Genomic DNA, 12,795 nt, shown 5'->3' with positions numbered 1-12,795 from the left:
CCGGGTCCTTTCTTCGAACCGGCGTCGTCCGCCCGTGAGCCGGACGCCGGTCCGGGGACAGGGCCTAAGCGGTGTCCCGCCGTTCCGGGCCGGGCGGGGTCAGGGAGGGACGGCCGTTGAGCGCGGCGATCTCGTCGGCGGCCATCTGCCGGTACATCTCGGCCATGCGGGCGAGGCTGCCGCGGTTCCACGGAATGGCCGTTCCGGCGCGTTCCATCGCACGGCCGGCCTGGACGACGGCCGCGGTCGCCTCCAGCCGGGCGGCCTCGTACGCGGCGAGCCCCGCCGGGATGTCACCGTCGGCCCGCGCCAGCTCAAGGGCGAGAACGCGCCCGTCGAGCACGGCCTGTGAGGCGCCGTTGGCGCCGGCCGGATACATCGGGTGGGCGGCGTCGCCGAGCAGCGTCACACGGCCGCGCCCCCAGGCGGGGAGCGGGTCGCGGTCGACCATGGGGTACTCCAGGATGTGGTCGGCCCGCTCCAGCAGGTCGGCCACGTCGAGCCACCCCATCGACCAGCCCTCGTAGTACGGCAGGACATCCTCCAGCCGGGCCGTGCGGTGGTCGTCGACCGCGTTCACCGCGCCGCCTCCGGGGAGGGAGCCCGGTTCGGCCACCCGTACCAGACAGACCCAGTTGATCCGGTCGCGGCCGATCGGGTACGCCACCAGCGACGCGTCGCCGTCACGGACGATCGCCATGGAGGTGCCGGTCAGGAACGGCCTGTCCACCTTCGTGACGCCACGCCACATCCGGTGGCCCGACCAGGCCGGCGGCCCCTCGTCCGGGTGGAGTCGGGCGCGGACGGCCGAGTGCAGCCCGTCCGCCCCGATCAGCGCGGCGGCCTCGACTGTCTCGACGGACCCGGTCCCGCGGTCCTCCACGCGGGCGTGGACGGCGTCGGGCCCCTCGGTGAAGTCCAGCAGCCGCGTGCCGGTGCGCACGGCGTCGGGGCCGAGCCTTTCACGCACCCGGTCGAGGAGCATCAGGTGCAACTCGCCCCGGTGGACGGAGTACTGCGGCCAGCGACAGCCCTGGTCGATCCCGCGGGGCTCGGCGAAGAGCTGGTCGCCGGAGCTGTCGCAGTAGACGTGCTCGGCCGTGGCCACACCGAGGGCGGCCAGGTCCTCGCCGAGGCCGAGTTCGGTGAGCTCGCGGACGCCGTGGCTGAGCAGGTTCATCCCGACGCCGAGCGGCTCGATGCGGCGGGCGCTCTCCACCACGAGTGCGTCGATGCCGGCGGCGTGCAGGCTCAGCGCGGCCGTGAGCCCGCCGATCCCGCCGCCTGCGATGAGTACGGGTGTCATGACGTCTCCTCGTCGAGATGGGTGCGGGTGCTTGTCGGACGTGTGACGCGGACGTCACTTGCGCGCGGGTGGGCGTACCCGGTCGGACAGTTGCGCCGTCTTCTGGTGGTAGGCCGCGACCTTGTAGCACTCCTCGCCCGCCGACAGGGCGCCGGCGTAGACGAGTACGCGCTCGCCGGTGTACGTGTACGGCACGTTGGCCGCGAACTCGGCGATCAGCGGCTCGTACCGGGCGGGAAGCGCCGCGGGATCCGTGCTTCTCGCGGAGAAGGACATCCGCTCGGCCTTCGACGAGTCCCAGCCGAAGGTGGGGTACATGGCGAACGCGGTCCGTATGAAGTCCGTCATCCGCTCGCTCGGTTCGGGCAGTCCGTAGGCACGGACCATCGACAGGACGGCTTCCGGTTCGAGCTGTCCGGCCACGAGCCCGCTGAAGTACACGTTCCACGTGCGGTGGGCGTAGTCGATCGCGACGGCCGACACCTTGCCGTCGAGGCCGTGGGCGGCGAAGGAGTCGGCGTGCTCCGCCAGACCGGGTGGCATGGAGGGGATGCCGGCGAGCGTCGACAGCCGCTGCGGTTCACCGAGGGGGAAGGACACGTACGCCTTCTTGAAGCCGCCGACGACGCCGTAGTCCACACCGAAACTGTCGACGGGGCAGCGCTTCTGGATCTCCGCGAACAGCGTGCCGACCGGATGGTCCGTCGCTTCGAGGAGCCCGTGCGACACGGCGACGGCGTACGGGTCACCGGCGTCCGGGGGCACCGTGAAGTCGAACGCCAGCTCCCCGGCGTAGCGTTCGCCGGTCGCCAGGCTGAACACGACATGGGCGTCCGCGAGCCCGTCCCCGAATGCCTCCAGGGCGGGCCGGACCTTCTCCCGCGAGAACTCCACGCGCGCCAGCCGGGCCGCTTCCCCGATCGCCGCGTACATGTCTTCCAGATGACTGGACTCGGGCATTCGCCCCTCCAAGGCAGTGCGGACCAGCGGCCGGTGCCCCCGGGGCCGGCTCGGGCATATGGCGATATCGTCACGTCCGCCACTTGGTGCCCGCTTGGCGCCGATGCGCGGCCGCCGCCGGCCCGCCGCCCGGCCGAAACCCACCCGCCCTCAGGCCCACGCCACGCCACTCGCCGGGCCCCTTGACGAGTGCCGCCCGTCTCGGTGAACCTCTCCGTCAAGCGGGTCCGCCGGGGGTTTCGCATCCGGGGGGTTGTGGGTGGGCCCACGCGCGAAGGGGGAATTGTGAGCACACCTCGACACCCGGGCGAAGGAACATGAGTCGGGAGCCCGCGACAGCGGGTCTGACCGCGGACGACATCGTCGGCCTGCTGCGGGTCTCCAAAGGCTCCGTGTACCGCTACGCCCATCAGTACCGATGGCGCCGCTACACCGACGCGGGCCGTTCCTACTACCATCCCGACGACGTCACGGCCACCCTCGATCATCTGGATCAGGGCAGGGGCGGCAGGCGCGGGCAGACCCTTGACGGCCCCGCCGCGAAGGACCTATAACTATTCTCGTCGCCCCGGGTCCGCCCCTCTCCGGTTCAACTGGACTCTCCATCGGGCGACTTCGTGCTGTGACGGCCCGAAACCATCACTGACATCCAGGCCCAGCCCCTCTCCGCGGGCGGGCCTTTTCTCTTGACGCCCCTTCAGTGGCGTCGGCAGCCCTCGCTGCCCACCCGCGCCTCCCGGACACCGCCGACCCCGTCGCGGTGACCTCGCGCGAGCCATCGGCATCCGATGTCCCATCGCCAGACCACGAGGAAGCGATTCACATGAGCGGCCTGATAGTTCCCCCCGGTCAGGGGCGAAAACTGATCACCAAGGCACAGGAAGTCACCTTCAAGGTCACCGCCGAGGACGGTTCCTCCCTGTCGTGCTTCGAGGTCGTCGTACCGCCCGGCTTCGACGTCGGGGCGCACACGCACACCCGGTCCCAGGAGTTCTTCTACGTCCTGGAAGGGGAGTTGGAGCTGCTGGCCTTCGAGCCGGCCGAACGCACCGGGGACGACTGGCACGACTGGAAGTCCGCCGACGGTGACCAGGTCGTCCGCGCGGGGGCGGGCGGCTGCATGTTCGTGCCGCCCGGCTGCCCGCACGCGTTCAGGAACGCCACGGACAGACCGGCGCGGATGCTGTTCCAGAGCTACCCCTCGCCCGACCACGAACGGTACTTCGAGGAGATCGTGGAGATCTTCGCCTCCGGTGACTCCGTGGACGCCGGAGCCGTGGAGGCGATGCGCGAGCGCTACGACGTCCGCCAGATCACCCCGCTGCGCCACGAGCCGCCCGCGCCCGCGGCCACCCGGTCGACGACGGCGCACGGGAGGTGACCGCGGTGGACCGTATCCCCCTCGTCCACTCCAGTCTGGGAGAGAAGGAACTGGCCGCCGTGGCCGAGGTGTTCACCTCGGGCTGGCCCGCCGGCCAGGGACCGAGAGGCAAGGCCCTGGAAGCCCGGCTGGCCGAGCGGTACGGGGTCGCCGACGCGGTCGCGCTGAGCAACTGCGGCGCCGCGCTCCATCTGGCCATGCTCGCGCTCGGAGTCGGACCGGGCGACGAGGTGATCGTCGCCGACTACACCTTCCCGGCTCCCGCGCACGCGGTGAAGTACGTCGGCGCGGACCCGGTCTTCGCGGACGTACGCGCCGACACCGGCACCGTGGACCCGCGGTCGGTGGCCGACCTGATCGGTCCCCGGACCGTGGGGGTGATCGCGGTGGACACCGTCGGCCTGCCCGCCGACTACGCGGAGCTGACGGCGGTCGCGGACCGCCACGGGCTGTTCCTCGTCGAGGACGCCGCGTGCGCGGTGGGCGCGACCTACAAGGGGCGGCAGGCGGGTGCGCTGGCACCGGTGGCCTGCCTGTCCTTCCACGGACGCAAGGGGGCCACCAGCGGCGAGGGCGGGGCACTGATCACCGCGGACCCGGCGCTCGCGGCGGACGCGAGGCTCCGCTCGTCCTTCGGGATCGGAAGCATCTTCGACCAGGCCCGGACCATCGGCCTGCCGATCCCGGTGTTCACCGACATCGGCTACAACTACAAACTGTCGGACATCGCCGCCGCAATCCTCCAGGTGCAGCTGGACCGGGTCGGGGAACTGCTGGAGCGCCGCAGCGCCGTCGCGGACCGCTACGCGGAACTGCTCGCGGACGAGGAGCTGCTGACGGTGCCTCATGTCCCGGAGGACCGTACCCACGCCTGGCAGTCGTACATGGTGACGCTGGACCGGGCCGTGGACCGCGGCGCTGTCGCCACCGCGCTGCGCGCCCAGGGCATCGGCTCCGGGCACGGCACCTGGGCAACCCACGTGCAGCCGGTGTACCGGAGCGAGCGCCAGTGCCCGGTCTCGGCGGACCTCTTCCGGCGCAATCTCGCCGTGCCGATGCACGCCGAACTCACCATGAGCCAGGTCGAACGGGTGGTGGAGGTGCTGCGGACCGCGCTGCGGTCCCACGCGGGCCCTCGCGCCGTCTGAAGCCCTGAAGACGTCCGGCCACCGCCCCGGGTTCGCCGGACGGGCCGCGCGTACGGCCCGTCCGGCAACCGTGGCGCGGTCGCCCGTGTCCCGCGACCGACACAGACAGAGAGGGAGCCTCTTCATGGAAGCCGTCAACGCGGCGATCATCTACTACAGCGCGACGGGCGCCGTCCACAGCATGGCGCGCGCCGCGGCGGAGGGCGCGGAGAAGGCCGGCGCACGGGTGCGGTTGCGGAAGGTCCCCGAACTGGCCCCGCGGGCGGCGATCGAGGCCAGACCGGCCTGGGCCCGGCACTTGCGGGACACCGCCGACATAGCCGAGGCCGCCCTGGAGGATCTGGAGTGGGCGGACGCCGTGGTCTTCGGTACGCCCACCCGCTTCGGCAATCCGGCCATGCAGCTGAAGGCGTTCATCGACACCACCGGCGGACTGTGGCGGCGGAACCGGCTCGCCGACAAGGTGTACTCGGTCCTCACCTCGACCGGCTCCGCGCACGGCGGACACGAGTCCACCATCCTGGCGCTGGGGAACGTGTTCTACCACTGGGGCGGCGTCATCGTGCCCCCCGGCTACACCGACCCCGCGGGGAACGGGGCCGGCAATCCGTACGGCACCTCCCACTGGGCCGCCGACGGCCCGCCAGGGGAAGCGGTCCTGAACTCCGCCCACTACCAGGCCCGGCGCGCCGTCGTCGTGGCGGCGGCCCTGAAGGCGGGCCCCCGCACCCTCTGATCCGCCGCCGACGGGCCGGTGACTGAGGGCTGTCCCGTGATCCCCGGCGGGCGCGCGACTTCGGCTACGGCGCCTCGCCGCGTTGTCGGATCGCCCGAACACGCCCAGTAGGAGGACGACCCTCCGCCTTGCGACGCACCGCATCCGACGCCGCGCTCTGATCCACCAGGGATCACGGGACGGCCCTCAGCGGGCGAAGATCAGCGTGGTCGGCGACGGTGTGCGCTGGAAGACGACCTCGTCGAAGCCGGCCTTGCCGAGCCAGGCCCGGTAGTCGTCGCGCCGCCAGGTGCCCCCGTGCCTGCTCTTGAGCAGCATCTCCCCCGCGAAGGTCAGGGCGAAGGCGGGGCCGGAGCGGTCGTCGTCCACGACGTAGTCGGAGACGACCAGCGTGCCGCCGGGGCGCAGCGCGCTCCGCACCCTGGCGAAGATCTCCACGTTGCCCTCCGGCCCTTCCTGGTGGGCGATGTTGGAGTAGGTCACGATGTCGTGCGCCGAGGTGCCGAAGTCGGTGGTGTGGAAGTCGCCGTCGAGGTAACTGACGCGGTCGGCCACGCCGTGCTGCGCGAGCAGCCGGCGGGCGATCGTGTTGATCGGCGCCCAGTCGAGCTGGGTCGAGCGGGCGGCGGGGTTGAGCGCGAGCCAGACGGCGGAGTAGACGCCCGATCCGCCGCCGATGTCGAGGACGGAGATCTCCCCGGCCTCGGCCAGCCGCAGCGTGTCCGCGGCGATCGCCGCCACGGGGGCCGACTGGGCGGCGAGCGCCTGGACGAGGTTCTCCCAGTGCGGGTTGTCGGCCACCTCGACCACCGCGTCCCTCAGGGGTCCCCCGGCCCGCACGACGTCGGGCAGGTCCGCCAGTGAGGCCATGTGCCCCATCTTGACCTTGGCGAAGCCGGTCAGGGATGCGGGCAGACCGTCGACCAGGAAGGCGGACGCCTCGGCGGTGTTGGCGTACCGGCCGGCGTCCACTTCGACCAGGCCGATGCCGACCAGCCCGTCGAGGAGTGTCTGCGCGCCGCGGTGCGAGATCCCGGCGAGCTCGGCGAGCTGGACCGCGGAGGTCGCGCCGTTCTCGAGGTGGGTGAACACCGAGTGGGACGCCGCGGTCCCCAGGAGGCCGGTGGCCCAGTAACCGGTGATGAGCCGCATGATCCGATCCGATGCCGGTCGACCGCTGTTCATATCGTTCCTCCCGAATACGCGTACGGCGCCGACGCGTCGGACGGATTTCCTGGTGTTTCGACGGTCCAACTGCCCAGTGCCATTTCGGCGGTAATTCCGGGGCCGAAACCGGCGATCATTCCCGTGGCGGCCGACGGCAGTACCGTGTCCTCCTCGAACTGTCTGCGCAGCGCTTCGAGCACGACCGCGCTGGCGATGTTTCCGTAATCTGCCAGGGTGGACCAGCTGTGCCGGAACACCTTGCGGTCGACATTGAGGAACTTGGCCAGATCGTCCAGGATCCGCGGACCCCCGGCGTGAATGATGTAGAAATCGAGATTGCCGACGTCCCAGCCGTGACCCCTGGCGAAATCCCGCAGGACCGGGGCGAGCGGTTCCATCGTTCCGGGCACGCGGCGGTCGAGCTGGAAATGGAAGCCGGTGTCGCGCACGGCGTACGAGATCCAGTCCTCGGTGTGCGGAATGAGATGGGCGGCGTTGCGCTCCAGACTGACGCCGGTGCCGCCGTTTCCCCGCACGACGGCGGCGCCGACCGCGTCACCGAACAGGCCGTCGGACAGCAGCGCGCCGATGTCGTCGTCGGTGGGCTGGTAGCAGAGCGAGCACAGCTCGCAGGAGACGATCAGGACGTTGCTGTCGGGGTGGGCGGCGCAGAAGTCGTGGGCCCGGTTGATGGCCGCTCCTCCGGCGGCGCAGCCCAGTTGGGCGATCGGCAGCTGGCGCGTGTCGTACCGGAAACCCATGGTGTTGATCAGCCAGGCGGTGAGGGACGGCATGAGGAAGCCGGTGCACGAGACGTAGATGATGGCGTCGATGTCCCGGGCGCCGAGGTCCGCGTTCGCGAGCGCTTCCTCGATGACCGGCGGGCACCGCTTCTTCGATTCCAGCTCGTAGACGCGGTTGCGCTCCTCGAAGCCCGGGTGCCGGAGCGTCTTCCCGATGGGCTGCACAATATGACGCTTGCGTACTCCGGTGTTCTGGATCAATCGAAGGGCCAGCGGCAGCTGCGGCTTTCCCGCATGTACCTTCGCGGCGAATTCCATGGTCTCTTCCGCCGTGATTGTGTATTCCGGAACATGCACCGACGGCTTGCATAGGGTTGGCATGCCGACTTCCGCCTCTCTGAGGTTGAGAAAGTTCCGCTGTCCCACAGCGTGTATGCGCCAATGTCGCGCGGTTCGCTTGCCACCGACTTGGTGTCGACTTGGCCCTCGCCCCTCTTCTGAAACAGAGGAAAGAAATGCACAGGAGTTCAGAGATGATGAACGAGGAAATCAGCGCCGACAGGGCTGTCGCCGGTCTCCGGGTCGCCGACACCCGCCGGACGCAGGTCCTTCTCGGGCAGCGGCCGGGAGGCGGTGTCGGCGAGGCCCGGTGCATCGCCGAACTGGAGCGCGAGGTACGGGATCTCCAGCGGGCGAACGCGACTCTCAAGCGGTATGTGGCGAAGGTTCTGGAGCTCAACCTCGAATTCCCGCCGCCCGACGCCGGCTTCGAGACCTCGGGGATCGCCGGGATCGCCGGGGCCGTCCGCCCGAGGCACGGCGCCACCACCGTCACGTTCCCCCGGCGCCCGGCGCCGGCCCCTCTCCGGAGGGCCGAGGCGCCTTCACTCGCCGGCCCCGGCCGGTCACCGGACCGGCCGCCCGCCGGGGTGGAGTTGCGGATGCTCGGCCCGGTGGAGGCGGTGGTCGGCGGTCGCCGGATCGATCTGGGAGCGCCGAAGCAGCGCGCGGTGCTCGCGCTGCTGGTGAGTCAGGTGGGGCAGCCGGTGTCGGTCGACGTACTGCTGGAGGAGTTGTGGGAGGGGCGGCCGCCTCCGTCGGCGATCACCTCGCTGCACGCGTACGTGGCCAATCTGAGAAGGGTGCTGGAACCGGACAGGGCGCCGCGGAAACCCGCGACGGTGCTGCGCACCCGGGGCCGCGCCTATCTGCTCGACAACCGCGCCGTCGAGGTCGACGTCCACCGCTTCGGTGAGCGCGCGAAGGCCGGGTGGCAGGCGTTCGACCAGCGCGATCCGCAGCGGGCTCTGCGGGAATTCGAGGCGGGGCTGGCACTGTGGCGTGGCCGGGCGTACGCGGAGGTGGCCGATGCCACTCATGTGGCCCCGGAGGTCGTGCGGCTGGAGGAGTTGCGGCTGTGGGTGGTCGAGGGACGCTGCGCGACGCTCATGGCGGTGGGCGCGCACGAGATAGCGGTGTCGGAACTGGCCGCCTTCACCCAGGCCCATCCGCTGCGCGAGTACGGCTGCGAGCTGTTGAGCGTGGCGCTGTACCGGACCGGACGGCAGGCCGACGCGCTGGCGGTGCTGCGGTCCCATCAGAAGCGGATGGCGGAGGAGTTGGGGATCGACCCCAGCCCGGCGCTCCAGCATCTGGAGAGGGAGATTCTGCACCAGGCTCCGAGCCTGGACTGAGGAGCCACGGATTCACGGGTCCGCCCCCCGGTACGCGTACGCGTGCACGGGTTCACGGATGCACCGGGTTTCCGGAGTACCGCGAGGACTGGGGCCCGTCCCCGGGCGCCGTGCGAGTCCGCCGCGCCCCCCTGCCCCCGTCCGCCCGCCGCCGAGCCGGCCTGGGCGGCGGGTCTCCCCGTTCCGGCCCCGTCGCCGGGCGGACCCACCCGTCGCGGACCCCGTCGGCCCGCGACCCCGACCCCGATGCTCAACCCCGATGAAAGAGGCAGCGCATGACCAGCAGAAGATCCTTCCTCGTCGGCGCGGGCGCGACCGCGCTGGCGGTCACCGCGTTCCAGGGCTCCTCCGCCGCCCGGACCGCCTCGGGCGGCAAGTGGCACCAACTGCGCCGGCATCTCAGCGGACGGCTGGTGCTGCCGTCGGACCCGGACTACCGGCGGGCCAAGCAGCTCTATCTGACCCAGTTCGACGACAGCCGTCCCCGGGCCGTCGCCTACTGCGCCCGCGCCGCCGACGTGGCGCTGTGTCTCCGTTTCGCCCAGGACCACGCCCTGCCCGTCGCCGTGCGCAGCGGCGGCCACAGCGCGGGGGGCTGGTCCACCACCGAGGGGCTCGTCATCGACGTGTCCCGGATCAACTCCACCACCCTCGGCCGCGACACGGCGACGATCGGCCCCGGGGCGCAGCTCGTCGACATCACGAACACGCTCGCGCCGGCGGGGCTGACGATATCCGGCGGCTACTGTCCGACGGTCGCGGCCGGCGGGTACTTCGCGGGCGGCGGCATGGGTCTGTTCACCCGGAGTATCGGCATGGCGTCGGACAAGGTGACATCGGCCGAGGTCGTTCTCGCCGACGGCGGCGTCGTGACCGCCTCACCACGCCGTGACAGCGACCTCTTCTGGGCCGTCCGCGGCGGCGGTGGCGGCAACTTCGGTGTCGTGACGTCCTACGAGGTGGCCCCGACGCCCCTCACCGATCTCGCCGCCTGCAACCTCGCCTGGACGTTCGACCAGGCGCTGGACATGCTCGACGGCTGGGCGCGCTGGCTGGTCGACGCGCCGCGGGCCGTCGGCAGCGGGGTCCTGGTCACCCTGGAGGACGCCGCGCCGGGCAAGGTGCCGCTGGCGACCGTCTTCCTGGGATCCGTCGACCCCGGCGGCGACTTCGAGGGCGAGATCGACCGGCTCGTCTCCCTGATCGGCCACACCCCGTCGTTCCGCCGGACGCACACGGCGCCCTACCAGGACATCCTGATGGACCTCTACCAGTGCGGTGGTCTCACGGTGCGGCAGTGCCACCGCGCCGACACCTCCCCCGGCGGCCGACTCACCCGCCCCGCTTTCGGGTTGTGGCGCAGCCGGCTGTTCGGTGAGGGGGCGATGCCGAGGGAGGGCTGGGCCCGGGCCCTGTCGGTCCTCGACAGGGAGCGACAGGCCGGGCAGATGCGGCAGTTGCAGGTCGTCGCCGTCGGCGGGGCGGTCAACTCGGTGTCGCGCACCTCCACCGCGTACGTGCACCGCGACAGCCTCTTCTCGGCGAGCTTCCTCACCTCGAACTCCGTGGCGCCGGTCCCGGACGAGGCCAGGGAGTCGGCCGGACGATTCGTCGACGCCGGTTTCGCCGTGCTCGATCCCTACTCGAACGGCGAGACGTACCAGAACTTCTACGACTCCCGTCTGCCGGACTGGCAGCGTTCCTACTACGCCGAGAACTACGCGCGGCTGAAGCGGGTCAAGAGGAGTTACGACCCGCACAACGTCTTCCGGTTCGCGCAGAGCATCCGCTGATCCGTACGCGGAGGGGGCCCGGTCCCGGCGTCGGTGCCGGGACCGGGCCCCGCGGCCGGTGCGGAGAGCGGGTACGGCGGGCGTCTCCCGTCAGCGGCTCCGCTGTTCGCGGAGGCGGCGGGTCAGCTCGACCCTGCGGGTCTTCAGCGTGGCGGTGCGCGGCAGTTCGGCGAGCGGGATCTGGACCGGCTCGGCCAGCTGCGGGTAGTCGGCGACGGCCGCCCGCCAGCGGTCCGGGTCGAGCGGTCTGTCCCCGTCGGTGCAGACGACCGGGATCGCCACCGACCCGGGGCCCGGCACCACGACCAGCTCGATCAGCTCCTCCAGCCTGTCCAGCACCAGGTCCTCTATCTCCAGGCTGCTGCCCACACCGGGAATCGCGTCCACCTCCCGGTCGAGCATGTGCAGGCAGCCGAACCTGGTGCGGTATCCGACGTCTCCGGTGCGCCACCATCCCTCGTGCACGTTGGCGTCGTAGCGCTCCTGCTCGCCGAAGTACGTCTTCGCTATCCCGTCCCAACGGGCTTCGATGAGGCCCGGGTTCCGCGCCGACGGCCGTTTGCCGTTCTGGCTCACCAGCCTCACCCGCGCACTGCCCGGCAGGGGATAGCCCACGCAGCGCCCGTCCATCCGGCGCATGGATCTGCGGAAGTACGGCCGGCCGACCGCCGGGCCGACCTCGCTCTGCCCGTATATCTGGAAGAACTGCGGCGTCCGTCGCTCGGAGGAACCGAGCAGCCGGCGGACCGTTCTGGGGTGGAGCGCGTCGAAGGTGCTGCTGAAGTACTTGACCGACGCGAACGGCTTGCGCGGATCGTCGGCCAGGCTCTCCCACGCCAGGAACGAGTTGGGAAGCGCCTCGATCAGCCCCGGCCGGTGCTCGGCGAAGAAGTCGGCGACGTCGTCGGGAGCGCCCTCGTTCACCAGGAGCACGGGCATCGACCGGAAGAGGCACAGGGACATCGCCGCGAACATCCGCGAATGCCCGAAGGCGATGTGGATCGCCACGGTCTCCCGCCTGCGCATCAGCGCCAGCAGGAACAGCTGCGGCCGGAGCCGGGAGCGCATCGTGCGCGGCGTGTGCACCACCAGCTTGGGGAGCCCCGTGGTGCCGGAGGTGTGGGTGATCAGCGCCGGCTCGTCGAGCCCCTGGAGCACCGGCCGCACCGGCGGCGATCCCGCCAGCCCGGCGAGGGAGGTCACCGCGGGCCCGGAGCCGTCCACACTGATCAGGCCCTTGGTGAGGCCGGCCGGCGGCACCTCGGCCAGCGTCCTGAGCTTGGCCGCGTCGGTGAGCAGGTGCGGCTGGTCGAGCCGCTGGAGCAGGGCCACGACGGTCGCGCTGTCCAGGGCGTGCGACAGCATCACGGGAACCGCGCCGGCACGCGCCACCGCGGTGGCCAGCAGCCAGATGTCGAAGTTGGCCCTCTTGTGGATGACGACGCGCTCACCCGGCAGCACTCCGGCCGCCCTGATCCGGCCCGCCAGGTCCGACACATGGCCCGCGAGTTCCGACACCGTCAGGCGCCGTCCCGCCCCCGGCAGTGCGTCGAGGTCGTGGTCGAGGGTGAGCGGCGTCGTACCACCCCGGGCCGCCGCCCGCTCCGGTACGACTCCCAGGTACAGGCCGCGCTTGTGGATCGAATCATGGCTCATGAGGCCCCCATCCAGACCAGCTCCGGTTCCCGGTGTCCAATGCGCCTGTCCACAGCTTCCCGGCGGGCGCTTGGCCCGGACTGCCGCACGAGTTGGCACCGGCTTGGCGGCCCGCGGTCGTGGCGGGTCCCGGGGGGGGGGGGGGGGGGGGGGGGGGGGGGGGGGGGGTGGGGGGGGGGGTCGGGGGCCCATGAGGGGGCGCGGGGGCGAG

Annotated in this window: 11 protein-coding genes; 6 read left to right on the top strand and 5 right to left on the bottom strand. The window is 71.4% G+C overall.

Annotated features, from left to right (window positions below):
- Window positions 1-64: 64 nt before the first annotated feature.
- Together ACZ61E_RS10295 and ACZ61E_RS10290 are read right to left on the bottom strand one after the other, a co-directional pair.
- A complete protein-coding gene (locus tag ACZ61E_RS10295) occupies window positions 65-1,306 on the bottom strand; it encodes an FAD-dependent monooxygenase (RefSeq protein ID WP_469699136.1) in 1,242 nt (413 codons plus the stop codon).
- A 54-nt stretch (window positions 1,307-1,360) separates the two neighbouring features.
- A complete protein-coding gene (locus ACZ61E_RS10290; RefSeq protein WP_469699135.1) occupies window positions 1,361-2,266 on the bottom strand; it encodes an aromatic prenyltransferase in 906 nt (301 codons plus the stop codon).
- A gap of 317 nt (window positions 2,267-2,583) precedes the next feature.
- Between ACZ61E_RS10290 and ACZ61E_RS10285 the strand changes: the two genes are divergently transcribed.
- From ACZ61E_RS10285 to wrbA, 4 genes are all read left to right on the top strand, one after another.
- On the top strand, window positions 2,584-2,820 hold the full coding sequence (locus ACZ61E_RS10285) for a hypothetical protein (protein WP_469699134.1): 237 nt from the start codon (window positions 2,584-2,586) through the stop codon (window positions 2,818-2,820).
- A 269-nt stretch (window positions 2,821-3,089) separates the two neighbouring features.
- On the top strand, window positions 3,090-3,647 hold the full coding sequence (locus ACZ61E_RS10280; RefSeq protein ID WP_469699133.1) for a cupin domain-containing protein: 558 nt from the start codon (window positions 3,090-3,092) through the stop codon (window positions 3,645-3,647).
- 5 nt (window positions 3,648-3,652) lie between these two features.
- Window positions 3,653-4,795, top strand: coding sequence for a DegT/DnrJ/EryC1/StrS family aminotransferase (locus ACZ61E_RS10275; protein ID WP_469699132.1), 1,143 nt, complete (start codon window positions 3,653-3,655; stop codon window positions 4,793-4,795).
- A 124-nt stretch (window positions 4,796-4,919) separates the two neighbouring features.
- Window positions 4,920-5,531: an NAD(P)H:quinone oxidoreductase gene (gene wrbA / locus ACZ61E_RS10270; RefSeq protein WP_469699131.1), complete on the top strand. Its 612-nt coding sequence runs from the start codon at window positions 4,920-4,922 to the stop codon at window positions 5,529-5,531.
- A 186-nt stretch (window positions 5,532-5,717) separates the two neighbouring features.
- On the opposite strand, the gene ACZ61E_RS10265 is transcribed toward wrbA, so the two are convergent.
- The gene (locus ACZ61E_RS10265; RefSeq protein WP_469699130.1) at window positions 5,718-6,683 is read right to left on the bottom strand and encodes a class I SAM-dependent methyltransferase; all 966 of its coding nucleotides are present in this window, start codon (window positions 6,681-6,683) and stop codon (window positions 5,718-5,720) included.
- Between the two features lie 29 nt (window positions 6,684-6,712).
- Window positions 6,713-7,822 (bottom strand): type III polyketide synthase, encoded by a 1,110-nt coding sequence (locus ACZ61E_RS10260; protein ID WP_469699266.1) that lies wholly within the window; start codon window positions 7,820-7,822, stop codon window positions 6,713-6,715.
- Window positions 7,823-7,974: 152 nt separating this feature from the next.
- Between ACZ61E_RS10260 and ACZ61E_RS10255 the strand changes: the two genes are divergently transcribed.
- Together ACZ61E_RS10255 and ACZ61E_RS10250 are read left to right on the top strand one after the other, a co-directional pair.
- Complete coding sequence (locus tag ACZ61E_RS10255) at window positions 7,975-9,135, top strand: AfsR/SARP family transcriptional regulator (RefSeq protein WP_469699129.1); 1,161 nt, start codon at window positions 7,975-7,977, stop codon at window positions 9,133-9,135.
- 275 nt (window positions 9,136-9,410) lie between these two features.
- Window positions 9,411-10,928: an FAD-binding oxidoreductase gene (locus ACZ61E_RS10250; protein ID WP_469699128.1), complete on the top strand. Its 1,518-nt coding sequence runs from the start codon at window positions 9,411-9,413 to the stop codon at window positions 10,926-10,928.
- 90 nt (window positions 10,929-11,018) lie between these two features.
- Here ACZ61E_RS10250 and ACZ61E_RS10245 read toward each other — a convergent pair whose 3' ends face one another.
- Window positions 11,019-12,584, bottom strand: coding sequence for a class I adenylate-forming enzyme family protein (locus ACZ61E_RS10245; RefSeq protein WP_469699127.1), 1,566 nt, complete (start codon window positions 12,582-12,584; stop codon window positions 11,019-11,021).
- Window positions 12,585-12,795: the final 211 nt, after the last annotated feature.

Source organism: Streptomyces sp. NPDC104581 (assembly GCF_055583685.1).
The sequence above is the reverse complement of the archived record's forward strand: the minus strand, read 5'-3'. Positions and strand labels throughout refer to the sequence as shown.